The 21,457-nt window shown below is 68.7% G+C and carries 24 protein-coding genes; 15 read left to right on the top strand and 9 right to left on the bottom strand.

Features of this window, described 5'->3' with window-relative positions:
• Positions 1 to 22 precede the first annotated feature (22 nt).
• The 5 genes from AC1DEL_RS13770 (at position 23) to AC1DEL_RS13750 (ending at position 5,575) form a co-directional block, all read left to right on the top strand.
• The gene (locus AC1DEL_RS13770) at positions 23 to 892 is read left to right on the top strand and encodes an IclR family transcriptional regulator (protein WP_092295678.1); all 870 of its coding nucleotides are present in this window, start codon (positions 23 to 25) and stop codon (positions 890 to 892) included.
• Positions 893 to 1,144: 252 nt separating this feature from the next.
• The gene (locus tag AC1DEL_RS13765) at positions 1,145 to 1,924 is read left to right on the top strand and encodes an enoyl-CoA hydratase/isomerase family protein (protein WP_477125354.1); all 780 of its coding nucleotides are present in this window, start codon (positions 1,145 to 1,147) and stop codon (positions 1,922 to 1,924) included.
• 51 nt (positions 1,925 to 1,975) lie between these two features.
• Positions 1,976 to 3,565: an AMP-binding protein gene (locus AC1DEL_RS13760; protein WP_477125355.1), complete on the top strand. Its 1,590-nt coding sequence runs from the start codon at positions 1,976 to 1,978 to the stop codon at positions 3,563 to 3,565.
• Between the two features lie 93 nt (positions 3,566 to 3,658).
• Positions 3,659 to 4,684 carry a Bug family tripartite tricarboxylate transporter substrate binding protein gene (locus tag AC1DEL_RS13755; protein ID WP_441644477.1) on the top strand — a complete coding sequence of 342 codons (1,026 nt, stop codon included), beginning with the start codon at positions 3,659 to 3,661 and terminating at the stop codon, positions 4,682 to 4,684.
• Positions 4,685 to 4,765: 81 nt separating this feature from the next.
• Positions 4,766 to 5,575: an enoyl-CoA hydratase/isomerase family protein gene (locus tag AC1DEL_RS13750; RefSeq protein WP_477125356.1), complete on the top strand. Its 810-nt coding sequence runs from the start codon at positions 4,766 to 4,768 to the stop codon at positions 5,573 to 5,575.
• Positions 5,576 to 5,589: 14 nt separating this feature from the next.
• On the opposite strand, the gene AC1DEL_RS13745 is transcribed toward AC1DEL_RS13750, so the two are convergent.
• Positions 5,590 to 6,345, bottom strand: a complete 756-nt coding sequence (locus AC1DEL_RS13745) for a transporter substrate-binding domain-containing protein (protein ID WP_454757573.1) — start codon at positions 6,343 to 6,345, stop codon at positions 5,590 to 5,592.
• Positions 6,346 to 6,540: 195 nt separating this feature from the next.
• Here AC1DEL_RS13745 and AC1DEL_RS13740 point away from each other — a divergent pair, with 195 nt between their 5' ends.
• Positions 6,541 to 6,951: a cupin domain-containing protein gene (locus tag AC1DEL_RS13740; RefSeq protein ID WP_477125357.1), complete on the top strand. Its 411-nt coding sequence runs from the start codon at positions 6,541 to 6,543 to the stop codon at positions 6,949 to 6,951.
• Positions 6,952 to 6,978: 27 nt separating this feature from the next.
• Here the strand turns inward: AC1DEL_RS13740 and AC1DEL_RS13735 are convergent, their stop codons facing one another.
• The 4 genes from AC1DEL_RS13735 to AC1DEL_RS13720 all read right to left on the bottom strand — a co-directional run bounded on the left by AC1DEL_RS13735 (position 6,979) and on the right by AC1DEL_RS13720 (position 11,169).
• Positions 6,979 to 7,458: an MEKHLA domain-containing protein gene (locus AC1DEL_RS13735; protein WP_092295658.1), complete on the bottom strand. Its 480-nt coding sequence runs from the start codon at positions 7,456 to 7,458 to the stop codon at positions 6,979 to 6,981.
• 58 nt (positions 7,459 to 7,516) lie between these two features.
• Complete coding sequence (locus tag AC1DEL_RS13730; protein ID WP_092295655.1) at positions 7,517 to 7,897, bottom strand: VOC family protein; 381 nt, start codon at positions 7,895 to 7,897, stop codon at positions 7,517 to 7,519.
• Between the two features lie 56 nt (positions 7,898 to 7,953).
• Complete coding sequence (locus tag AC1DEL_RS13725) at positions 7,954 to 9,030, bottom strand: porin (RefSeq protein WP_092295652.1); 1,077 nt, start codon at positions 9,028 to 9,030, stop codon at positions 7,954 to 7,956.
• Positions 9,031 to 9,363: 333 nt separating this feature from the next.
• Positions 9,364 to 11,169: a cytochrome c biogenesis protein DipZ gene (locus AC1DEL_RS13720; protein ID WP_477125358.1), complete on the bottom strand. Its 1,806-nt coding sequence runs from the start codon at positions 11,167 to 11,169 to the stop codon at positions 9,364 to 9,366.
• A 460-nt stretch (positions 11,170 to 11,629) separates the two neighbouring features.
• Between AC1DEL_RS13720 and AC1DEL_RS13715 the strand changes: the two genes are divergently transcribed.
• From AC1DEL_RS13715 to AC1DEL_RS13700, 4 genes are all read left to right on the top strand, one after another.
• On the top strand, positions 11,630 to 11,971 hold the full coding sequence (locus AC1DEL_RS13715) for a hydroxyquinol 1,2-dioxygenase (protein WP_092296206.1): 342 nt from the start codon (positions 11,630 to 11,632) through the stop codon (positions 11,969 to 11,971).
• Positions 11,972 to 12,055: 84 nt separating this feature from the next.
• A complete protein-coding gene (locus tag AC1DEL_RS13710; RefSeq protein ID WP_092295645.1) occupies positions 12,056 to 12,475 on the top strand; it encodes an organic hydroperoxide resistance protein in 420 nt (139 codons plus the stop codon).
• Positions 12,476 to 12,687: 212 nt separating this feature from the next.
• Positions 12,688 to 13,314, top strand: a complete 627-nt coding sequence (ycaC, locus tag AC1DEL_RS13705) for an isochorismate family cysteine hydrolase YcaC (RefSeq protein WP_092295642.1) — start codon at positions 12,688 to 12,690, stop codon at positions 13,312 to 13,314.
• A gap of 62 nt (positions 13,315 to 13,376) precedes the next feature.
• Positions 13,377 to 13,868, top strand: coding sequence for a flavodoxin family protein (locus tag AC1DEL_RS13700; protein WP_454757576.1), 492 nt, complete (start codon positions 13,377 to 13,379; stop codon positions 13,866 to 13,868).
• 18 nt (positions 13,869 to 13,886) lie between these two features.
• On the opposite strand, the gene AC1DEL_RS13695 is transcribed toward AC1DEL_RS13700, so the two are convergent.
• Together AC1DEL_RS13695 and AC1DEL_RS13690 are read right to left on the bottom strand one after the other, a co-directional pair.
• Positions 13,887 to 14,075 carry a hypothetical protein gene (locus tag AC1DEL_RS13695; protein WP_477125359.1) on the bottom strand — a complete coding sequence of 63 codons (189 nt, stop codon included), beginning with the start codon at positions 14,073 to 14,075 and terminating at the stop codon, positions 13,887 to 13,889.
• Between the two features lie 31 nt (positions 14,076 to 14,106).
• Positions 14,107 to 15,033, bottom strand: a complete 927-nt coding sequence (locus tag AC1DEL_RS13690; protein WP_477125360.1) for a LysR family transcriptional regulator — start codon at positions 15,031 to 15,033, stop codon at positions 14,107 to 14,109.
• 114 nt (positions 15,034 to 15,147) lie between these two features.
• Here AC1DEL_RS13690 and AC1DEL_RS13685 point away from each other — a divergent pair, with 114 nt between their 5' ends.
• Positions 15,148 to 16,137: a zinc-dependent alcohol dehydrogenase family protein gene (locus tag AC1DEL_RS13685; protein ID WP_092296203.1), complete on the top strand. Its 990-nt coding sequence runs from the start codon at positions 15,148 to 15,150 to the stop codon at positions 16,135 to 16,137.
• Here the strand turns inward: AC1DEL_RS13685 and AC1DEL_RS13680 are convergent.
• Positions 16,134 to 17,027, bottom strand: coding sequence for a LysR family transcriptional regulator (locus tag AC1DEL_RS13680; RefSeq protein WP_092295630.1), 894 nt, complete (start codon positions 17,025 to 17,027; stop codon positions 16,134 to 16,136). The two genes, AC1DEL_RS13685 and AC1DEL_RS13680, sit on opposite strands and share 4 nt — an antisense overlap.
• A 106-nt stretch (positions 17,028 to 17,133) precedes the next feature.
• Here AC1DEL_RS13680 and AC1DEL_RS13675 point away from each other — a divergent pair, with 106 nt between their 5' ends.
• The 3 genes from AC1DEL_RS13675 (at position 17,134) to AC1DEL_RS13665 (ending at position 19,555) form a co-directional block, all read left to right on the top strand.
• The gene (locus AC1DEL_RS13675) at positions 17,134 to 17,814 is read left to right on the top strand and encodes an RraA family protein (RefSeq protein ID WP_441592606.1); all 681 of its coding nucleotides are present in this window, start codon (positions 17,134 to 17,136) and stop codon (positions 17,812 to 17,814) included.
• A gap of 61 nt (positions 17,815 to 17,875) precedes the next feature.
• Positions 17,876 to 18,889, top strand: coding sequence for a Bug family tripartite tricarboxylate transporter substrate binding protein (locus AC1DEL_RS13670; protein ID WP_441592605.1), 1,014 nt, complete (start codon positions 17,876 to 17,878; stop codon positions 18,887 to 18,889).
• 18 nt (positions 18,890 to 18,907) lie between these two features.
• The gene (locus AC1DEL_RS13665) at positions 18,908 to 19,555 is read left to right on the top strand and encodes a 4-carboxy-4-hydroxy-2-oxoadipate aldolase/oxaloacetate decarboxylase (protein WP_477125361.1); all 648 of its coding nucleotides are present in this window, start codon (positions 18,908 to 18,910) and stop codon (positions 19,553 to 19,555) included.
• Between the two features lie 3 nt (positions 19,556 to 19,558).
• On the opposite strand, the gene AC1DEL_RS13660 is transcribed toward AC1DEL_RS13665, so the two are convergent.
• Positions 19,559 to 20,368, bottom strand: a complete 810-nt coding sequence (locus tag AC1DEL_RS13660) for an SDR family NAD(P)-dependent oxidoreductase (protein WP_177219938.1) — start codon at positions 20,366 to 20,368, stop codon at positions 19,559 to 19,561.
• A 145-nt stretch (positions 20,369 to 20,513) separates the two neighbouring features.
• Between AC1DEL_RS13660 and AC1DEL_RS13655 the strand changes: the two genes are divergently transcribed.
• The gene (locus AC1DEL_RS13655) at positions 20,514 to 21,455 is read left to right on the top strand and encodes a GlxA family transcriptional regulator (protein WP_092295618.1); all 942 of its coding nucleotides are present in this window, start codon (positions 20,514 to 20,516) and stop codon (positions 21,453 to 21,455) included.
• The last annotated feature ends 2 nt before the right edge of the window (positions 21,456 to 21,457 follow it).

The raw sequence follows: 21,457 nt of genomic DNA, 5'->3' as shown, positions 1-21,457 counted from the left end.
ATCCGCTAACGATTATCCTCGAATGCCAACGAACGAGCCCACCACCAAGCGAACCCGGACGAAGCGCAGCGCGGAAGCCACGCCCAGCGCGCCCGCCGCTGCCGAAGGGGCCAAGAAGGGAGACAGCGCGGGCGACGAGTCGTCGCTCTTCGTCAATTCCGTGGAGAAGGCCCTGCGCGTGCTGAGCGTGTTCGATGCACGCCGGCGCGAACTGTCGCTGACCCAGATCGCGGCGCTGGCCGAGCTGGACATGAGCGCGGCGCAGCGCTTCACCCATACGCTGACCCACCTCAACCTGCTGCGGCGCGACGCGGCGGCGAAGACCTATTCGCTGTCGCCGCGCATGCTCGACTTCGGCTACCAGTTCATCGCCGCCAACGAGCTGGTCGGGCTGGCCACGCCGTTCCTCCAGCACCTGTCGCTGGAAACCGAGGAGACGGTCAACCTGACGCTGCTCGACGGCACGGAAATCGTGTTCGTGCAGCGTTTTGTCAGCCGCCACGTGCTGACGCCCGATGTCATCGTCGGCACGCGGCTGCCAGCCTATTGCACCTCGTCCGGCCTCGCCATCCTCAGCGCGCTGCCCGATGACGAAGTGCGGGAGATCCTGGCCAAGTCCGATCTCGTGCCGTACACGCAGCACACCATCTTCGCGCCGGACGCCATCCTGAAGCGGCTGGAAACCATCCGGCGCAACGGCTACGCCCATACCGAAGACGAGATGTATATCGGCGATATTGCCACCGCCGTGGTGATCGTCGGGTCCGATGGCCGGCCGCGCGGCGCGATCAATGTCGCGGTGTCGCGGGCCCGCTGGAAGGGCGCGGAAGACGAGCAGCGCGTCGCGTCGCTGCTGATTGCCGCCGGCCGCGCCATCTCCAGCCGCGCCTGAGTTCTCCCGCCTCCTCGCCCGCCTTACCCCTTCCCCTGTCATTCCCCCGCGCAGTCACCGCCCCCCGGTGACTGCGCGCCAGCTTCGCCCCCGACGTGGTCCCCCTTTTGCATGCCGTAGCGACGCGGCACGCCCACTTTCACCCGTTTGCGCCAAATAGACGCGGGTAAACCCTTAGTCGAAAACCGGTTGCACCGCCGCCGCGATGTCTTTATATTTCGATTCACTAACTACTATTTCTATGCGATAACTATGTACCGAGACATCAAGGCAGAACGCATCGGCGCCATCGGCGTGATCACCCTCAATCGCCCGGAGCGCCTCAACGCCTGGCACACCGCCATGCGCGGCGAGATCCTGTCGGCGCTGGGCGCCTTCGCCCAGGACGTGGCGATTGGCGCCATCGTCATGACCGGTGCCGGCGAGCGGGCTTTCTCCGCCGGCCAGGATCTCGAAGAGGCGCATGACTTCGACGCCGACCGCGCCGAAGTCTGGCTGCGTGAATGGGAAACCTTCTACGACACGCTGCGCAGCCTGCCCAAGCCGCTGGTGATGGCCCTGAACGGCACCGCCGCCGGCTCGGCGTTCCAGGTGGCGTTGCTGGGCGACATCCGCGTCGGCCACCCGGAAGTGCAGATGGGCCAGCCCGAGATCAACGCCGGCATCGCCAGCGTCACGGGACCGTGGATCATGCGCGAGATGCTCGGCCTGTCGCGCACCATCGAGCTGACGCTGACCGGCCGGATGATGGACGCGACGGAGTGCCACGCCATCGGCCTGATCCACTATCTGGTGCCGCGCGAGGCGGTGCACGCCCGCGCCATGGAGATCGCCGAGTCGCTGGCCGGCAAGCCGCCGGTGGCCATGAAGCTCGACAAGGCCCGCCTGCAGGAAATGACCGAAGCCGGCTTCCGCGATGCCATCGAGGCCGGTATCCGCATCCACCGCGAATCCTATGCCTCGGGCGAACCGGCGCGCATGATGGAAGCGTTCTTCGCCGAGCGCGAACGCCGCCGCGCCACCGCCGCCTGAGCCGCCCGAGTCCTTCCTGTCGATCAGATCAACGCTGTCCTGCCATCTCCCATGTCTTCGGAAACTCACATCGATATTCCCCCGGTCGCCTCGGAAACCATTTCCGCGCTGCTTGCCCGCCGCGCGCGGGAAACGCCTGACGACATCTACTGCCGCTTCCACGACGAGGTGCTGACGATTGCCGCCCTCGACCGGCGCGTGAACCAGGTGGCCAACGGCCTCGCCGCAGCCGGCCTCCAGCCGGGGGACCGCGTGGCGCTGATGCTGCCGAGCCACCCGGACCATATCGTCGCCATCCTGGCGCTGGCGCGGCTGGGGCTGGTGCGGGTCTCGGTGAACGTGCATCTGCACGGCGCCGCCCTGTCGCACCTGTTCGAGCAGTTCGAGCCGGCCGCGGTGCTGGCCGACGCGGACTATGCCGAGGCGCTCTCGCCCATCCGGCAGGACCGGCCGTCGATGTCGGTGCTGTGGCGCGGGGCAGGGCAGGGCCGGGACGACTTCGCCACCTTCGCGGCGCGCCCGGAAACGCCGCCGGCCCACGTCACCCAGCCGGACGACATCCTGGCGCTGACCCCCAGTTCCGGCACCACCGGCGCCCCGAAGGGCGTGCTGAAGTCCGACCGCACGCTGCGCGCGGGCCCGATGGGCATCCTGCGGCTGACCGGCGCGCAGGCCGGCGACGTCTTCCTGCTGTGGGAGTCGCTGCACCACGGCGCCGGGGTGGCTGTGCTGATCTCCGCGCTGATCGAGCGCACCACGCTGGCCATGGTCGATCGATTCAGCGCCTCGCAGTTCTGGGATCAGGTGCGGCGCCATGGCGTGACCCACATCCACTATCTCGGCAGCGTGGTGCCGATGCTGCTCAAGCAGCCGCCGCGTGACAACGACCGAGACCACAAGGTGCGCGTGGCGTGGGGCGGTGGGTGCCCGCCGGAGCTGTGGAAGGCGTTCTCCGAACGCTTTGGCGTGGAGATGCGCGAGGGCTACGGCCTGAGCGAGATGATCACCTTCGTTACGGTCAATCCGGCGGGCCCGGCGGGCTCCATCGGCAAGCCGCTCGGCTACTTCGACGTGGACCTGACCGACGATGACGGGCGTACCGTGCCGGTGGGCGAGCCGGGCGAAATCGTCGTGCGCGCCAACGCGCCGGGGCTGGCCTTCCTGGGCTACTTCCGCAACCCCGAGGCCGAGGCCTCGGCCATGCGCGGCGAATGGTTCTGCACGGGCGATCTGGCACGGCGCGATGCGGACGGCTTCCTGACCTTCGCCGGCCGCAAGAAGGACACCGTGCGGCGGCGGGGCATCAATATTTCCGCGTGGGAGGTGGAGCGGGTGATCGCCGAGCACCCGCTGGTGGAGGAGTGCGCGCTGGTCGGCGTGCCGAGCGATCTGGGCGAGGACGAACTCAAGATCTTCATCCGCGTGCGGCAGGAGGGCGGCGGGACGCTCGACCCGCTCGCGCTGATCCAGTGGTCCGAGTCGCGCATGCCGTACTTCCAGGTGCCGCGCTACGTGGCCTTTATCGACGAATTCCCGAAAACGCCCACGCAGCGCATCCAGAAGAAGCTGCTGTCCCGCGATGTGGCGGGCGTCTGGGACCTCGAACAGAGCGGCTATCGCGTCGGCAAGGCCCGCGGCTGATGCCCTGATGCCCTGATGCCCCCTTGGGCATGCCCCCCCGGTCGGGCGAGGTTTCCCGGCCGGTGCGTCCTTTCGTCTCAGTGGAGTCTTTCCATGCTGTCAAAGTCTGGTCGCAGTACCCCGGCACGCGTCGCCACGCTGGCCACGAACATCCTCCTGGCCTGTGCGTCGGCCTGTGCTGTGGCCTTCATGGCCGCGCCGGCCATCGCGCAGGAAAAGTACCCCGAAAAACCGGTCAACCTGGTCGTTCCCTATCCCGCCGGCGGTGCCGTCGACGTGGTGGGGCGCCTGTTGGGCCAGAAGCTTGCCGAGAGCCTGGGCCGTCCCGTGGTGGTGGACAACAAGCCCGGGTTCTCCGGCAACATTGGCGCGCAGTTCGTCGCCCGGTCCGCGCCGGACGGCTACACGGTGCTGATGGCCGCGCTGACCTCCTATTCGATCAACGCCGCCCTGCTGCAGAAGGCCAACGGCTACAACCTCACCGGCGACTTCACGCCGGTGGCGATTGTCGGCAACCTGCCGATCGTGCTGCTGGTGAGCCATGACCTCCCGGCCAACAGCGTGCAGGACCTGATCCGGCTGGCCCAGGCCAAGCCCAACACGCTGGCCTTCGGGTCGTCCGGCAATGGTTCGATCGAGCACGTAGCCGGCGAGATGTTCCGCCGCCAGGCCGGCCTGGAACTGCTGCACGTGCCGTACAAGGGTGCCGCGCCGGCCGTGGCGGACCTGCTGGGCGGCCAGATCCAGATCATGTTCGCCACCGGGCCCACGGCGCTGTCCGCCATCAAGAGCGGCAAGGTGCGGGCGCTGGCGGTGGCCACGCCGCAGCGCATCGGCGCGCTGCCGGACGTGCCGACGGTGGCCGAGGCGGGGCTAAAGGACTTCGTGGTGCCGTCCACCTACGGCGTGCTGGTCCGTCAGGGCACGCCCAAGCCCATCGTCACGCGGCTCAACGCCGAGTTGCAGAAGATCCTGCAGATGCCCGACGTCAAGGCGCGCTTCGCCGCCCAGGGCATCGACGTGGTGCTGGGCAGCGCCGATGATGCCGATCACCGGCTCAAGGGCGAAGTCGCCAAATGGGCGCGCGTGATCCAGGAAACCCGCATCGCCGCACAATAGGAATAGGAATAGGAATAGGAATAGGAATAGGAACGGGGCGCCCCCCGGGGGGCGCCCGCCACTTTGGACATGAATTCCGCCATGAACGCATCGAACACCCAACCCTCGGAGATCGTGACCGAGTTCCGCGACGACGGCCGCGTGGCCATCGTGACGATCAACCGCCCCCATCGGCGCAACGCCTGTGACCTCGCCGCCTGGACCGACCTGCGCGACCGCTTCCGCGCGTTCGCCGCCGAGCGGGGCGCGCTGCAACTGGTGGTGCTGACCGGGGCCGGCGGCCACTTCTGCGCCGGGGACGACATCCTCGCGTTCCGCAGCGTGCTGTCCGATCCGGTGGCCGCGGACGCCTACCGCGCGGTGATCCAGCAGGCGTACGCCGCCGTGCAGGACTGCCCGGTCCCCGTCATCGCCGCCGTGCAAGGCGCGTGCGTGGGCGGCGGCCTGAGCCTGGCCATGTGCTGCGACTTCCGCGTGGGGGATGGCAGCGTGCGGGCCGGCGTGCCGGTCGCCAAGCTGGGGTTGATGTATCCGACGATCCAGCTGATGCGGCTGACGCACCTGATCGGGCTCAGTGCCGCCCGCCGCTGGCTCTTCTCCGGCGACCTCGTCCAGGCGGAAGAGGCCTATCAGGCCGGATTCCTGGACGCGCTATCTGCCGACGACGACCCGGTCGCCGCCGCCATGGCCTTCGGCCGTCCGATGATGGACAACGCGCCGCTCTCCATCGCCGGCATCAAGCTCCAGCTCAACGCCATCGCCGCCGGCCAGCTCGATGCCGCGCGCGACGCCATTGCGGAGGCCACGCGCCGCAGCGACCAGAGCGAGGACTATCGGAACGCGGCGACGGCCTTCGCGGAGAAGCGCAAGCCGACCTTCGTCGGCCGCTGAGGCTCGTCGATGGGTTAGCCCGCCGCCAACGGCGCCACGGTCGCGCCCTGGATGCGGTGCTTCTGCAGCGCCGCCGCCACCGCGCCGGACGCCTTGCGCTCCTCGACGAACGCCGCCAGGAAGGCCGCCGCCGCGTCGCCGCGAGACTTCGGCACGCCCATCGCCTGACGGATCACCATAAAGCGCTCGTCCAGCAGGCGCAGGTTGGGCAGGCCCCGGATATCCGCCTCCAGTTGCTGGCGCACCCCGGCGGCCACGTCGAGATCCTGTTCGAGGAAGGTGCGGACCACCTCCTGCGACGACGGCGCGTGCACGATCTCCGCATGCTGGAGTTCGCGGGACAGGAACAGATCGTAGGCGCTGCCCTTGCCGACCACCACCCGGGTGCCGGCGTGATCGACATCGGCGTTGGTGCGCACCGGCGAGTCGTTGTGCACGAGGTAGTAGCCCTCGATCAGCACGTAGGGCTCCGTGAAGGCGATGCTGGCGCCGCGCTTGGGGTCGATGGCGAAGAAGCCGATATCGGCCTGCTCGTTCGCCACCAGATCGACCGACTTGCCGGCGGTCTCCACCACCACCAGTTCGAGCTTCACGCCCAGCCGCTCGGCCAGCGCGCCGGCCAGGTCCACGGACACGCCGCCCGCGCCACCCGCGCCACCCGCGCCACCAGCGTCCGCGCGGTGCGCAAGAATCGGATTGCCCAGGTTGATCGAGGCACGCAGCACGCCGGTCGGGGCGAAGGCGTCAAGAAGTGGCTTGTCTACGGTCATGGGGTAGCAGTCGGAAACCTACGTTGGGGGAGGGCGCCGGCCCGCAGCGGTGCGGGCGTGGCGGACATTGTATCGCCGCATGTCGGCGCCGGGCGTTCGTACATCGGCATACAGAACCGTCCCCGGCCCGATACATCCGCCACACACCAGCGCGATGCAATGGCGACTCTTTCCACTGCAACGCAAAGGCTTCCCATGACTTCGACCCGTACCTCCAGCCGCATCCTCGCCGCTACCGCCCTGCTGATCGGCGCCGGCCTGTTCCAGGCCGCGCACGCCCAGAACGTCGGCCTCCACCGCACGGACCTGGTGCAGAGCGACCTGAGCACGCCGGGGCGCGAAGCCGTGCAGGTGCGGGTGGACTTCGATCCGGGCGCGGTTTCGATCAAGCATGCCCATCCGGGCGAGGAAATCGCCTACGTGCTGGCGGGCGAACTCGAATACCAGCTGGAGGGCCGCGCGCCGGTGACGCTGAAGGCGGGCGAGGCGCTGTTCATCCCGGACGGCACCGCGCACGTGGCCAAGAACGTGGGGCACGGCAAGGCCTCGGAACTGGCGACGTACGTCGTCCGGAAGGGCGTGCCGCTGGTGGCCCCGGTCAAGTAACGCTCAAGTCACGGCGGGGGCGCCTGCCTACAGGTCGCGCGTCCGGGGAATGATCACCGCCTGCCCGTGCAGCACGCCATCGGCGTCGATCAGTTGCCACAGCGTGGCTTCCTCGATCATGAAGCGCTTGCCGGTGCGCGTGATGCGCACGCCGGTGTAGCCGGTCTCGTAGCCCACGCGCTGGACGCGCGCCAGGAAGGCCTGCCGCTCCGCCTGGTTGGGCGGCTCGGCGGAGAGCCGGGACGGCAGCCGCGTGATGCCCGCCCAGTCGTACTCGAAACGCTGCTGGGCGGCCAGGTTGCCGTAGACGAAGACCGGATCGGGCGCGGTGTTGTGGGCGAGCACCGCGAACGGCGCCTCCTCGTAGAGCCAGCGGGCCGCCTTGCGGGCCGGCATCGGCTCGGGCACCAGCGTGCGGCCGAGCAGCCGCTGGTAGCTATCGGCCAACAGCTGGTAGAAGGCGGTGTCGCCGGGTTCACGGGGGGAAAGAATCGAATCGGAAGACATAAGCGTGAAGCGGAAGGAAGGGAGCCAGGACAGCCATCAGGCAGCCATCAGGCAGCCATCAGGCCGGCTGGTCGATGGACTGGCCGATCCGCCACAGCACCCCGGACGGATCGTCGATCGTGAAGTCGCGCATGCCCCAGGGCCGGTCCTCGGGCGGGTTCACGCGCACGCCGTAGCGCGCGCCCAGGTCCTGGGCCACCACGTGCTGCCACCAGGCCTCCACATCCACCACCAGCAGCGACATCATCAGGTTCTCGGCGAACGGCTTCTCGTAGAAGCGCGTCAGCAGGAAGCTCGAGCGCCCCGCGTGCAGGTAGGCCATCTCGTCGCTGCCCCACGCCTCCGTAAAGCCGAGGTCGAGGTAGAAACGCTTCGACAGGTCGAAATCCTGCGCCGGCAGAAACGCCTTGATCTCGATGGTGTCCATGTTCGCGGTCATCGCGGCTCCCGGGTTTAACAGATGTAACGGATTGAGCGGGCGATGATAGCGCGGCTTCAGAAATGGTGTCGCATGCCCACCATCACGCCGATGCGGGTGGAATCGTCCACGTCCGTGGCCGGCGTACCGGCCCAGTACTCGGTCTCCCGCCCCACCGCGCCGCCGCGCGCATGCACGATATCCGCCTCCACGTAGACGCTGGTGCGCTTGGAGAGCGCGTAGTCGCCCACCAGCGCGATGCTGTCCGCGTTGCCGCCGCCCAGCCGCACCGGGGTGTCCTGGAACTGCGTGGTCACGTCGCCGGACTGCTGGTAGCGGTAGTAGGCGCCCGAGACGTGGAACGCCGGCGTCAGCTGGTAGCCCAGCCCGACGAAGGAGATGGCGAAGCGCGCATCCCCAGCGGACTCGCGCCGGCCCATATGGCCGAGGTAGGCCGTGGCCTTGCCGAACGCGTAGGAACCCCCCACCGAGTAGTTGCGCAGCGTGTTGGCGCCATCGTCGCTGCGGCGCTGGTCGTACGCCACGCCGAGCACCACCGGCCCCTGCTGGTACTTCACCCCGCCGCCGAGCGTGGTGCCACGCCCCATGCTGCCGGCCTGCTCGCCGGCACCGTAGTCCAGTTGGACCGAGAACGGCCCCACGGTGCGCTGGTAGACCACGCTGTTGTCGATGCGGTAGTCCTGGAAGAAGATGTCCCCGCCGATGTAGAGCGGATCGGACCAGAAATTGCCCCAGCCCTGGTCGAGCGGATCGAACGCCCAGCCGATGTTGTTGAGCGCGTTGTACTGGCGGCCGAAGGTCAGGCTGCCCCAGTCGCCGCTCAGGCCCACCCAGGCTTGCCGGCCGAACAGCGCGTTGTAGGACGCGCGGCCGTCGTCGCTGGCGAAGCCGCTTTCCACCTGGAAGATCGCGTGCTGGCCGCCGCCCAGGTCTTCATCGCCCTTCAGGCCCCAGCGGCTGCCGACCATGCCGCCCGAGACCAGTGCGGCCTGGTCGTTGTGATGTCCGTCGATGTTCGACGTATAGCGCACCGCCGAGCTGACGATGCCGTACAGGGTCACGCCCGGTGCGGCGTGGGCGGCGACGGGCAGGAGCCCGGCCGCAAGCAGCCAAAGGCTGGCTGGCTTCTTCATTGCGTTGTCCTCCGGAAAACGGATCCGCCCGCGGCACACGCGCGCGTGCCCCGGGAGGGAGGGTCAGACAAACTGCCTGAGGGATTCAGTCCTGCGCGCGGTCCCGGATGGGTTCCGAATCGGTCCCGGATGGGGGGCGCAGGTCAATGACCGGGCTGCGCGCGATGGGCGGCGCAGTCCCCGGAGCGAAGGTGAAGCAGAGGGGTGTTTGCCGGGCAAATGATGCTGGGTGGGGCTGGATGCAGCGACGCCCCGGCCGGCAGAACGGGGCGTAGTTTACCGCAATCGGGAGGAAGCCCCGAAAAAGTGACGATTAACTCACGTATTCAGACATCAGCCGAAGGTAAACGCGTAAGCCTGCACGCCCGGATCGAGAAAGCGGATCTCGAACGTGTGGTCGCCGACTTCGCCCGCCTGCCGCACCAGCTGGTAGAGCCGGGTTTGCGTGACCGCGCCATTGCCGTTCTCATCGGTGTCCGCACCATGGCTGGCGCCGGGCGGCTTGCCGTCGATGGTCACCTGGAAGCGCACCGCCTGCCCATTGGCCGCCGGGCCGAGCACGAGGTGCAGGTCGCGGGCATGGAAGCGGTAGGCGATGGTGCCGTTGGCGCGGTCAAGTGTCCCTTGCTCCGCTTCCACGGTCCAGCGGCCAGACAGCCCCCAGCTATTCAGGTCCAGCTTGCCGACCGTGTAGTCGCGCGCCGCATCGGGCCGCAGGCCGCCGGGGGAGGCAAAGTTGGTGGCCTGCTGGTAGCCGACATAGGTCTCGCCCGAGCGCACGTTGTTCAGGTCAGGCATGGCCTGCGCACCGCGCGCCTCCGGCGCAACCAGTCCCGTGGCCACCGACTTGTCGCCGGCCTCCGCAAGCAACGCTTGAATCACACGTTCCGAGGTCGCATAGCCACCTTCGCCGAACTGGTGATGGCGGATATTGCCGCGACCATCCACGAAATACGCCGCCGGCCAGTAGCTGTTGTCGAAGGCGCGCCAGATCTTGTAGTTGCTGTCGATGGCCACCGGGAAGCCGATGCGGAAGTCCGCCACCGCGCGGCGCACGTTCTCGGGCTGCTTCTCGAACGCGAACTCGGGCGTATGCACGCCGATCACGGTCAGGCCCTGGTCCTTGTACTTGTCAGCCCAGGCGCGCAGGTAGGGCAGGGAGCGGATGCAGTTGATGCAGGAATAGGTCCAGAAGTAGACCAGCGTGACCTTGCCCTGCAACTGCTCGCGCGTGATCGGGGCCGAGTTGAGCCATTGCACCGCGCCGTCCAGCGCGGGCAGGCGGCCTTCGACCGGCAGCGGGGGCAAGGCGCCCGACACACCGCCCGGGAAGCCTACGCGGGCGTCGTTGGCGGCCAGCAGCATGCCGTTGTTGGCGTCATTGGCGACGTTGGCGACGTTGGCGGACTGCGGCGGCATGTCGCGCGCCTTCTCCACCGCATTGAGCAGCGCCTGTTCGATGCCAGTGGTGCTGCCGGCGGACAGCCGCGCCAGCAGGCCGGTGTCCGTGCCGGTGCCGATGATCGCCACGCCAGCCAGCACCCCCACGCCCAGGCCGCGCCGCAGCCACTCGCCGGCGCCCATCGACCGCTTCATCGCCGCAAAGACCCGGCCGCCGATGCCCAGCGCCACGGCCAGCGAGCTGGCAGCGCCCGCCGCGTAGGCGGCCAGCAGCAGCGAGGTTTGCACACTGGCGCCGTTGAGCGCCGCGCCGGTCAGCACCAGCCCAAGGATCGGGCCGGCGCAGGGCGCCCAGAGCATGCCGGTCGCCACGCCGAGCAGCAGCGAGCGCCACACCGTGGAGGTGTCGCCATCGCCGGCCAGCCGGTTGCCGAGCGCCACCACGGGGCGGGCCAGCCGGTCCGCCAGCGCGGGCAGCAGCAGGCTCGCGCCGAAAATCGTCAGCAGGACCAGCGCGGCGTAGCGTCCCACCTGATTGGCCTGCACGACCCAGGCGCCGCCCACCGACGCCAGCGTGGCCACGGCGGCGAAGGTCAGCGCCATGCCGGCCAGCATCGGCAGCGTGCTGCGCACAAAGGGCTGGCCGGCGCGTGCGAACACGAACGGCAGCACCGGCAGGATGCACGGGCTCAGGATGGTGAGAGCGCCACCTATATAGGCAAGTATCAGCAGGGTCATGATTGGCATCCGGTAGGAAGATTGGCTTGCCTCGATCAGACCCGCTGCGCATATCGCCGATGTGTCGCCAGCGCGGCTGGGCGTATGCCACTGTGGCGAGGCCGTCGCCAGATACAGAGTGATACATGGCGGTGGCCGGCGGGCTCGCCGATCGGCCCGGTTGCGTCCGATTTGCCCGGTCCGGGCCCGATTCGAACCGATTCCGCCCCATCCGTCACCCGAATCCCGCCGATCGCGATCTGCCTCCCCCCTCCGCCCCGCCCCTTTTTGTACGCCTTTGTATCTGGCTCCCGCACCGATACGTGCCCTGACAGTAAGGCCCTCAAATCGCTACGGGCGCGATACGTCCGTCGTCTTAAATGCATTCCGTGGCAGCGCGGCAAGCGAAACAAACCAGACGCACCGTAACCCGCCTCGCAATCCTTAATTGATTACCGAACCCAAACTTCAAGGAAATACGATCATGACCTCCATCGCCAAGCGCCTCGTTCTCGCCGTCGCCCTCGTTGCCGCCGCTGCCGGCGCCCAAGCCGCCGTCACCGGCTCCCGTGATGTCTACACCGACGGCGCCCGCTCGGTGCAAGAACCCCGCAACCCGTACAGCGACGGTGCCCGCTCGGTGCAGGACGCCCGCAGCCCGTACAGCGACGGCGCCCGCAACGTCGACCCGTTCACCGATGGCGCCCGCAATGTCGATCCGTACACGGACGGCGCCCGCATCGTGGCCGGCATGGACCGCACCGGCGTCTCGGCCGACCCGGCACGCACGGTCGATCCGTACCTCGACGGCGCCTACGCCTGAGTCACCTGAGTCACCTGCGTCACCTGATTTGCCCGATTGGATCCACGCTCTTCAACCTGCAACCTCGAAACACTGGAAATCGACATGACCCGTATCGAAAACGTGCTGTACACCGGCAAAGTCCACATCACCTCCGGCGGCCGTGACGGCTCGGCACGCAGCGACGACGGCCGGCTGGACATCAAGCTGTCCTCGCCGGGCACCAGCGGCATCGGCACCAACCCGGAGCAGCTGCTGGCTGCGGGCTGGTCCGCGTGCTTCATCGGCGCCATGGGCATCGCGGCCAAGGCCCGCAAGGTGCAACTGCCGGGCGATACCGCCGTGGACGCCGAAGTGGACCTCGGCAAGGGCGGCGATGGCTACCTGCTGCAGGCACGCCTGAACGTGAGCCTGCCGGGCGTGCCGCGCGATGTGGCGCAGGCGCTGGTGGAGACCGCGCACCAGACCTGCCCGTACTCGAAGGCCCTCACCGGCAACATCCATATCGAGATCAATCTCGTCTGACCGGGTCGGATCTGGTCCGATTTTTCCGATGGCAGTCCCGCGCAGCGCGCCTTCACCGGCCCGCTGCGCGTTGCATTTCACGACTGCCGCGCTGCCGATGGATCGCCTACAGTGGACTTCACTCCGCCGTTCGCAGCGGAGTCTGGCCCGCAGGGCCACCCCCGCCGGGCGGATGCCCGTCCGCTCGCCCAAGGCTTCCTTTGGAGCGCATGATGACCCAAAAGTACAACCGCCTAGACAAGTCCCAAGCCGCCGTGCTGCTGGTGGACCATCAGGCCGGCCTGATGTCGCTGGTGCGTGATATCGAACCCGACAAGTTCAAGAACAACGTGCTGGCGCTGGCCGATTGCGCCAAATATTTCGGCCTGCCCACCGTGCTGACCACGAGCTTCGAGGATGGCCCGAACGGCCCGCTCGCCCCGGAACTGAAGACGATGTTCCCCGAGGCGCCGTTCATTCCGCGCCCCGGCCAGATCAACGCCTGGGACAACGCCGACTTCGTCGCCGCCGTGAAAGCCACCGGCAAGAAACAGCTGCTGATTGCCGGCGTGGTCACCGAGGTCTGCGTCGCCTTCCCGGCACTGTCCGCCATCGAGGAAGGCTATGACGTCTTCGTCGTGACCGATGCCTCCGGCACCTTCAACCCGATCACGCGGGACGCGGCCTGGAACCGCATGGCCCAGGCCGGCGCGCAGATGATGAGCTGGTTCGGCGTGGCGTGCGAGCTGCACCGCGACTGGCGCAACGACATCGAGGGGCTCGGCACGCTGTTCTCGAACCACATTCCCGACTACCGCAACCTGATCACGAGCTACACCACGGTCAAGGGCAGCAAGTAGGCCGATTCGGTACCCCCGGGTGCGCCGGTGCCGCCCGTGCCACATGGTAGAGTCGGCGCACCATGAAGACCTTACTGATCGTCTATCACACGATGACCGGCGGCACCGCGCAGATGGCCGAGGCGGCGGCCACGGCGGCGCGCGGGCAGGAGGGCGTGGATGTCCGCCTGCTGCGCGCCACCGAGGCCGGCGCGGCCGATGTGCTGGCCGCCGACGGCTACCTGTTCGCCACCCCGGAGAACCTGGCCGCGATGTCCGGCCTGATGAAGGACTTCTTCGATCGCTGCTACTACCCGGTGCTGGACCGCGTGAACGGCCGCCCCTACGCGGCGATGATCTGCGCCGGCAGTGACGGCCAGAACGCGCAGCGGCAGGTCGAGCGCATCGCCACCGGCTGGCGCCTCAACCGCGTGGCGCCGACGCTGATTGTCTGCACGCACGCACAGACGCCCGAAGCCATCCTCGCCACGAAGCAGATCGGCCAGGACGACCTGGACCAATGCGCCGAGCTGGGCGCCGGCCTGGCGGCCGGCATCGCGCTCGGCGTGTTCTAGCGCCTGCGCGGCGGTGCGCTACGCGGTCACGGTGGCCACGTAGTCGATGTTGGCGGCGAGCACGGCGGCGTTGCGGATCGTGCCGTCGGTGCCGTCGGTGGCGTCGCCGGGCGCACGCCGGTCCAGTCCGAGGCCACCACGGCCGGGAAGCTGCCGCTGGCCGGTGCGGTGGTGCCGGCATCGACGATCAGCGAGCGGGGCTGCCATAGGTCGAGGAAGCCACCCAGCACTCGTGGTTTCACGCCATCATGCGCGGCAGTTCGGCCGCCAGCGCATCCACGGCCACGCGCACCTTGCGTGGCAGGTGGGGCGTGTGGGGCGTGTGCGGCCACAGTGCGTAGGCATCGTAGGGAAAACCGGGCCGCTCGGGCAGCAGGTGGACCAGCGTGCCCGCCTGAATCCGGTCCCGGACCAGCCAGTACGGCAGCCATGCCAGCCCGAGGCCCATCGCGGCGGCGTCAGCCAGGGCGTCGAGATCGTCCATCCGCACCTGATGGGCGGGCAGGACCGGCACCGGCGCGCCATCGTCGCCCGGCAACTGCCACGGACGGATGCGCCCCGAGCGCCGGTAGACCACGGCGCGATGCCCCGCCAGGTCATCGATCCCCAGCGGCGTGCCGGCCTCGGCCAGATAGCCGGGCGACGCGCACACGATCATGATCTGCCGCGCCACGCGGCGCGCCACCACACCGGCCTTGTCGTCCGGCTCCCCCGTGCGGATGGCCAGGTCGAAGCCATCTTCGATCAAGTCCGAGAAACGGTCGCTGAATGACAGGTCGAGTTCGAGCCCGGGATATTGCCGCGTTAGCGCCAGCAGCACCGGCGCCACGCAGCGCCGACCGAAGTGCACCGGCACGGTCACGCGCAGCCGGCCGCGCGGCGGGGCTGATTGCTCGCCTTTGTCGGCATGGTCGGCGGCCAGCGCATCGGCGGCGTCCACCTCGGCCAGCACCACGCGGCAGCGGTCGTAATACTCGCGGCCGAACTCGGTCAGGCTCTGGCGCCGCGTGGTGCGGGTGATCAACGGCATGCCCAGCCGCTCTTCCAGGAACCGGACATGCTTGCCGACCATCGGGCCCGATAGCTCGAGCGCGTCGGCGGCGGCCGAAAACGAGCCGAGATCCACCGCCTTCACAAACACGGTCATGCTAGTCAGCCGGTCCATATTAGAAACTCCTGGTTATCAGTGTTCTGGAAAGCCGGCCATTTATCGCGGATGGGCGGCCTGCCATAGTGTATTCGTTCCCAATCAAGACGAATAAGGCGAGTGATGGCACCGATGACACGCGTAATCCGTTTCCACGCACATGGCGGCCCGGAGGTGCTCCGGATCGAAGACGTCGAGGTGCCGCCGCCCGCGCGCGGCGAGGTGCAGATCCGGGTCAAGGCGCTCGGGCTGAACCGGGCCGAGGCGCTGATGCGCGCGGGCATCTATATAGAAACGCCGCCGCTGCCGTCCGGGCTGGGGCTGGAGGCGGCCGGCATTGTCGCGGCGGTGGGGGAGGGGGTGCGCGAGGTGGCCGTCGGTGATGCAGTTAGCGTGATCCCGCCCATCTCGATGGCGCGCTGGCCGACCTACGGGGAGATCATTACGATGCCGGCCGCAGCGGTGGTCCGGCACCCGGCGGCGCTGGACTGGGCGCAGGCCGCCGCCCTGTGGATGCCGACCCTGACCGCCTACGGTGCGCTGATCGACATCGCCGCGCTGGGCCGGGGCGACTTCGTCGTGGTGACGGCCGCGTCGAGCAGCGTCGGCCTGGCTGCCATCCAGATCGCCAACCGGGTCGGCGCCACGCCGATTGCCGTCACGCGCCGCGCCACCAAGGGCGACGCGCTGCGGGCGCAGGGCGTCGCCCACGTCGTGGCATCGGAAGACGAGGATCTGGCCGCGCGCATCGACGCCATCACTGGCGGCCGGGGCGCGCGCGTGGTCTTCGATCCGATCGGCGGCCCGCTGTTCACGCCGCTCACCGCCGCCATGGCGCCGGGCGGCATCCTGATCGAATACGGCGGGCTGGACCCCGCGCCCACGCCGTTCCCGCTGGCCACCGTCCTCGGCAAGCGGCTGACGCTGCGCGGTTACCTCGTCCACGAGGTCATCGGCAACCCGGCGAAGCTGGCGGCGGCCAAGGCGTTCATCCTCGACGGCGTGCGTGATGGCTCGCTGGCGCCGGTCATCGCCCGCCGCTTCGCCTTCGACGACATCGTCGCCGCGCACCGCTACCTGGAGTCCAACGCCCAGTTCGGCAAGATTGTGGTGACGGTCTAGGCGGGGCGGGAGGCGGCGAGGGCGGCCACGAAGGCGTCGATCACCGGGCTCGATGTCCCGGCGCGGGTCACGGCCACCAGCGTGGCGCGCACGCGGAGATCGTCGATCGGCACGAAGGCGACGTCGGTGCGGTTCGGCGCCGCCACCGACGCGCCCACCAGCGTGAAGCCGAGCCCGGCCGCCACCAGTCCCAGCGCGGTATGGATCTCGATGGCCTCATGCCCCGGGGTGGGATGGGCACCGGCGTCGCGCAGCGCCGCCACCATATGGCTGGCGAACACGCTCTGCGGGTCCTTCGGATACTGGATCAGCGGCAGCGCGTCCAGCTCCCGCGCGGCGATGGCGCTGCGCTGTGCCAGCGGGCTCTGCAACGGCACGGCGGCCACGAAGGGGTCTTCGAACAGCGTGGTGTAGTGCAGGTCCGCCGGCCGTTCGAACTCGCCCACATAGCGCGAGATGCCCACGTCGATACGCCCGCGCCGCAGTTGCGCTGGCTGGTGCTCGGACAGCAGTTCGAGTGGATCGAGATGCACATCCGGATACTGCTCCCGAAAGCGCTGCACCGCCGCCGGCAGGATCGAGAAGATAGCCGAACGGGTAAAGCCGATGCCGAGCCAGCCGAGGTTGCCGGCGGCGATGGCGCGCGCCTCCTCGTCCAGCCGGCGCATCTGCGCGAGCAGGTCCTTGGCGCGCGGGTAGAGAAACTGGCCGGTCGCGGTCAGCGTCATCGGGCGGCGGGACCGGTCGAACACGGGCGCGCCGAGCAGGGATTCCAGCTGCCCAAGCTGCATGCTGATGGCCGTGGGCGCCACGAACAGCCGGTTGGCGGCTTCCGCCGCGCTGCCCGCATCGACCACTTCGCAGAAATAGCGTAGCTGCCGCAAGTTCATTTTTATTGAAGTCGAGTCCATTTTTCGATGTTTGATCTCGATGGGACTTTACTTGAAACTGCGTTCATCGGTAGGAAAACAGAAAAGCAGCAGGAGACGCAGCACGATGAGCGACACCCCCAATCCCACCCACACCGGCGACTGGCTGGCCCGCGCCCGCCAACTCTCGACCGCCGAGATCTCGGACGCCCTCGACTATTTCCGCCTGCCCGGCAGCGCGCTGGGCATCCAGCACATCGCCGGCCAGCCGCGGGTGTTCGGCCCGGCCTTCACCGTGGCCTTCGTGCCGGTGGACCTGGCCACGCCGGGCACGGTGGGCGACTTTCTCGATGACATTCCGCAGGGCGCCGTGGCCGTGCTCGACAACGCGGGCCGCATGGACTGCACGGTCTGGGGCGGCATCATGAGCCGGCTGGCCGCGCATCGCGGGGTGGGCGGCACGGTGATCCACGGCGTCTGCCGGGACACCGCCGAGGCCGACGCGGCCGGCTATCCGCTCTATGCGCGCGGCCGGTTCATGCGCACCGGCAAGGACCGCGTGCAGGTGCGGGCCGTGGAGCAGCCGGTGAGCCTGGGCGATGTGCGCGTGGCCAGCGGTGACTTCATCGTGGCGGACCCGGACGGCGTGGTGGTGGTGCCGCAGGCCCGCGCGCAGGAAGTGTTCGAACGCGCGCTGCGCACGCGTGACGTGGAGGACCAGATTCTCGGCGCCGCGCTGGAGGGCATGGCGCTGCGCGACGCCCGTCGCCAGTTCGGCTATCACACGCTGCAACGCGCCGGCCACTGAGCCCGGCGCCGCGAAGGGGCTCCCGGCCCCTCGCACACTATAAATAGAGATGGAGACAGACATGGCATTCCCCTCCCACCCGCGCCGGCGCGCGGCTGCCGGTTTCGTGCTGGCCGCGACCGTTATCGCAATCTTTGCCGGCGTGAATTCCACCGCCCTCGCCGCTGCCGATACCCCCGCTTACCCCTGCGCCACGCTGCGCATCGTCTCGCCCTATCCGCCGGGCGGCACGACGGACATCCTCGCGCGCATCGTCGCGCCGGGCTTGTCGAAGCGGCTGGGCGTGCCAGTCATCGTCGACAACCGGGGCGGCGCCAGCAGCAATATCGGCACCGAGTTCGTGGGCCGCGCCAAGGGCGATGGCTGCACGGCGCTGCTCGGCAACAACACCGGCATCGTCATCAATCGCACCCTGTACAAGCTCAAGCTGGACCCCACCCGCGCGCTGGCCCCGGTGGGCGAGGTGGCGTCCGTGCCGCTGGTGCTTTACGTCAACACGGCGCTGCCGGCCAATAACGTGGGGCAGTTGGTGGATCTGGTCAAGGCGTCGCCGGGCAAGTACAGCTACGCGTCCGGCGGCAGCGGCAGCCCGCAGCATCTGGCTGGCGAACTGCTGAAGCTGGAGCGCCATCTGGACCTGATCCACGTGCCGTATCGCGGACAGGGGCCGGCGCTGAGTGATGTGCTGGCGGGGCAGGTGCCGATTGCCTTCGAGACCACCACGGCGCTGGCGCCGCAGCTCAAGTCGGGCCGCGTCCGGCCGCTGGCCACTACCGGCGCCAAGCGCGCCCGCGCGCTGCCTGATCTGCCGACCATGCAGGAGGCCGGCTTCCCGGGCTTCGTGATCGAGAACTGGTACGGCCTGTTCGTGCCGGCGGAGACGCCCGCGCCGCTGGTGCAGCGCCTCAACGACGACCTCAACGCCGTGCTCGGCGAGCCGGACGTCGCCGCCAAGCTGGCCGAGATGGGCTCGGGCGATGTGCGCGGCACGCCGGCCCAGTTCCGCGCCTTTATCGGCAAGGAACTGCCGTATTGGGAATCGCTGGTCAAGCGCTCCGGCGCGACCGTTGACTGATCTTCATCGAACTTCGCCATGACCACTTCGATTACCGCCGCCCAGCTCGACCAGCTCAAGCGCCTGGGCACCGCCACGATTCACGAGGCGCAGGGCCAGCGCGGCGCCGTGGACCCACGCATCGCGCCGCTGGACCCGACCATGCGGCTGGCCGGCCCGGCGCTGACCGTGGACATCCGTCCCGGCGACAACCTGATGATCCACTACGCGCTGACCAAGGCGCGCCCGGGCGATGTACTCGTGGTGGACGCGAAAGCGTTCGTCGATGCCGGCCCGTGGGGCGATGTGTTGACCTTCGCGGCGCAGCAGATCGGCATTGCCGGACTGGTGATCGACGGCGCGGTGCGCGATGCCTCGCAAATCGTCGAGATGGGCTTTCCGGTGTTCTGCCGGGGGCTCAGCATTCGCGGCACCAACAAGCACCAGCCGGGCAAGCTGAACCTGCCGCTGATCCTGGGCGGGGCGGCGGTGCGGCCCGGCGACATCGTGGTGGGGGACCGCGACGGGCTCGTCATCGTGGGCGCCGACGAGGTGCCCGAAGTCATCGCCGCGAGCGCGGCGCGCGAGCAGAAGGAGGCCCAGATGCGCGAGCGGCTGGCCCAGGGCGCGACCATGGTCGAGCTGCTGGGCCTGCGGGAGACGCTTGACTCGCTTGGGCTGCGATAAAACTCAGCCCGCCGTGGCGTAGCGCGGCGCCGGCGCGTTGCGGGACAGCTGGCCCATCATCGACTGGCGGGCGCTTTCATAGGCCTGCCATGTGTCGAGGGCGTGCAGCGACGGAATCGTGATCAGTTCGCCCTGGTCGAAACCAACCAGCGCCGCATCGACCATGGCCGCCGCCGGCATCACGATGTTCTGGTCGAGGTGTTCCACCGGCAGGCCGCCAATCGCCCAGAAATCGGTGGCCGTGGCGCCCGGCAGCACCGCCTGCACGCGCACGCCCTGGTCCTTCAGTTCGTGATGGAGCGACTGACTCAGCGCCAGCACGTAGGCCTTGCTCGCCCCATAGACCCCGTTGAGAATCTCCGGCGCCACGGCCACGATCGACGCGATATTGATGATCGACCCCTGCCCGCGCGCCACGAAACCGGGCACGGCGGCGTAGGTCAGGCGCGTCAGCGCGGTCACGTTCAGGTCGACCATCCGCGTCATATTGTCCACGTCGCTCTCCAGCAGCGGCGTGTGCGTGCCGACCCCGGCGTTGTTCACCAGCAGCGTGATGCTGGCGTCCTCGCGCAGCTTGGCTTCCACCGTGGCCAGCGAGGCGCGGTCGTTCAGGTCCGCCACCAGCACTTCCACTTCGCGGCGCGTTTCGTCCGTGATGCGCGCGGCCAGCGCGTTCAGCTTCTCGCGGTTGCGTGCCACCAGGATCAGGTTGTAGCCGCGCCGTGCCAGCCGCTCGGCGTAGAGCGCGCCGATGCCGGTGGAGGCGCCCGTGATCAGGGCCGTGCCGAGGGGAGGGGTCGGGGTGATTGCCATGGTGATGCTCCTTTGAATCGGTTCGTGTCGTCGGATCGGATTCGTCGAATCCATGGATGTCATCGTAGGGTCGTTTGACGATGGCCGAAATGACGTTTATGGTACGGATTCAGGACAAGGGCCACGGCGTGGCGCGGAGTGATCAATGCATCGCATCGGATTTCTGTTGATCGATGGCTTCCAGGTGATGGCGCTGGCCACGCAGAGCGTGTTCGAGTACGCCAACATGGTGGCGGGGGAGCCGTTCTATGCGATCGACAACTACTCGATAGCCGGCGGGCCGGTCCGCTCGTCGCTGGGCATGCGCGTGGAGACGCGCGCCGTCGGGCCGCGCACGGCGGTGGATACGTGGATCATCGTTGGCGTGGGGGATCCGGTCGCCACGCCGACGCCGGCGGCGCATCTGGACTTCGTCCGCCGCGCAGCGCCGCGCGCCCGGCGGGCGGCGTCGATCTGCACGGGCGCCTTCGTGCTGGCCGAGGCGGGGTTGCTCGAAGGCCGGCGCGTCACCACGCACTGGGCGTACGCGCGCGCGATGCAGCAGCAGCACCCGGGCATCCACGTGGAGGACGACCGTATCTATATCGTCGATGGCCCGATCTGGACCTCGGCGGGCATGACGGCCGGGTTTGACCTCGCGCTGGCGATGGTCGAGAAGGATCTTGGCGCGGACGCGGCGCGGTCCCTCGCGCACAAGCTGGTGATGGTGCAGCGGCGCGCGGGCGGGCAGTCGCAGCACTCGGAGCTGCTGGACATGGCGCCGAAGTCAGACCGCATCCAGCGCGCCATCGACCATGCGCGCAAAAATCTGAGCCAGGCGCTGACGGTGGAGGAACTCGCGCAGTCGGTGCATCTGAGCCCGCGCCAGTTCAGCCGGATCTTTACCGCGGAGACCGGGCAGTCGCCGGCAAAGGCCATCGAAAGCCTGCGGCTGGAGGCGGCGCGGTTGATGATCGAACAGAGCCGCCACCCGCTGGACGTGGTGGCGCGCGAAACCGGCTTTCGGGACCGCCGGCATATGCGCGAGGCCTTCGTGCGTGGCTTCGGCCTCCCGCCGCAGGCGGTGCGGCGCGCGGCGCGGGCCTAGGC

The organism is Cupriavidus sp. 10L43_2, assembly GCF_056395265.1.
The sequence above is the reverse complement of the archived record's forward strand: the minus strand, read 5'-3'. Positions and strand labels throughout refer to the sequence as shown.

What these genes read in the sequence shown, in the direction of transcription:
- AC1DEL_RS13770 (WP_092295678.1), top strand. Translation starts at nt 23, where the DNA reads ATGCCAACGAACGAGCCCACCACCAAGCGAACCCGGACGAAGCGCAGC.
- AC1DEL_RS13765 (WP_477125354.1), top strand. Translation starts at nt 1,145, where the DNA reads ATGTACCGAGACATCAAGGCAGAACGCATCGGCGCCATCGGCGTGATC.
- AC1DEL_RS13760 (WP_477125355.1), top strand. Translation starts at nt 1,976, where the DNA reads ATGTCTTCGGAAACTCACATCGATATTCCCCCGGTCGCCTCGGAAACC.
- AC1DEL_RS13755 (WP_441644477.1), top strand. Translation starts at nt 3,659, where the DNA reads ATGCTGTCAAAGTCTGGTCGCAGTACCCCGGCACGCGTCGCCACGCTG.
- AC1DEL_RS13750 (WP_477125356.1), top strand. Translation starts at nt 4,766, where the DNA reads ATGAACGCATCGAACACCCAACCCTCGGAGATCGTGACCGAGTTCCGC.
- AC1DEL_RS13745 (WP_454757573.1), bottom strand. Translation starts at nt 6,345, where the DNA reads ATGACCGTAGACAAGCCACTTCTTGACGCCTTCGCCCCGACCGGCGTG.
- AC1DEL_RS13740 (WP_477125357.1), top strand. Translation starts at nt 6,541, where the DNA reads ATGACTTCGACCCGTACCTCCAGCCGCATCCTCGCCGCTACCGCCCTG.
- AC1DEL_RS13735 (WP_092295658.1), bottom strand. Translation starts at nt 7,458, where the DNA reads ATGTCTTCCGATTCGATTCTTTCCCCCCGTGAACCCGGCGACACCGCC.
- AC1DEL_RS13730 (WP_092295655.1), bottom strand. Translation starts at nt 7,897, where the DNA reads ATGACCGCGAACATGGACACCATCGAGATCAAGGCGTTTCTGCCGGCG.
- AC1DEL_RS13725 (WP_092295652.1), bottom strand. Translation starts at nt 9,030, where the DNA reads ATGAAGAAGCCAGCCAGCCTTTGGCTGCTTGCGGCCGGGCTCCTGCCC.
- AC1DEL_RS13720 (WP_477125358.1), bottom strand. Translation starts at nt 11,169, where the DNA reads ATGACCCTGCTGATACTTGCCTATATAGGTGGCGCTCTCACCATCCTG.
- AC1DEL_RS13710 (WP_092295645.1), top strand. Translation starts at nt 12,056, where the DNA reads ATGACCCGTATCGAAAACGTGCTGTACACCGGCAAAGTCCACATCACC.
- ycaC (WP_092295642.1), top strand. Translation starts at nt 12,688, where the DNA reads ATGACCCAAAAGTACAACCGCCTAGACAAGTCCCAAGCCGCCGTGCTG.
- AC1DEL_RS13700 (WP_454757576.1), top strand. Translation starts at nt 13,377, where the DNA reads ATGAAGACCTTACTGATCGTCTATCACACGATGACCGGCGGCACCGCG.
- AC1DEL_RS13695 (WP_477125359.1), bottom strand. Translation starts at nt 14,075, where the DNA reads ATGGCAGCCCCGCTCGCTGATCGTCGATGCCGGCACCACCGCACCGGC.
- AC1DEL_RS13690 (WP_477125360.1), bottom strand. Translation starts at nt 15,033, where the DNA reads ATGGACCGGCTGACTAGCATGACCGTGTTTGTGAAGGCGGTGGATCTC.
- AC1DEL_RS13685 (WP_092296203.1), top strand. Translation starts at nt 15,148, where the DNA reads ATGACACGCGTAATCCGTTTCCACGCACATGGCGGCCCGGAGGTGCTC.
- AC1DEL_RS13680 (WP_092295630.1), bottom strand. Translation starts at nt 17,027, where the DNA reads ATGAACTTGCGGCAGCTACGCTATTTCTGCGAAGTGGTCGATGCGGGC.
- AC1DEL_RS13675 (WP_441592606.1), top strand. Translation starts at nt 17,134, where the DNA reads ATGAGCGACACCCCCAATCCCACCCACACCGGCGACTGGCTGGCCCGC.
- AC1DEL_RS13670 (WP_441592605.1), top strand. Translation starts at nt 17,876, where the DNA reads ATGGCATTCCCCTCCCACCCGCGCCGGCGCGCGGCTGCCGGTTTCGTG.
- AC1DEL_RS13665 (WP_477125361.1), top strand. Translation starts at nt 18,908, where the DNA reads ATGACCACTTCGATTACCGCCGCCCAGCTCGACCAGCTCAAGCGCCTG.
- AC1DEL_RS13660 (WP_177219938.1), bottom strand. Translation starts at nt 20,368, where the DNA reads ATGGCAATCACCCCGACCCCTCCCCTCGGCACGGCCCTGATCACGGGC.
- AC1DEL_RS13655 (WP_092295618.1), top strand. Translation starts at nt 20,514, where the DNA reads ATGCATCGCATCGGATTTCTGTTGATCGATGGCTTCCAGGTGATGGCG.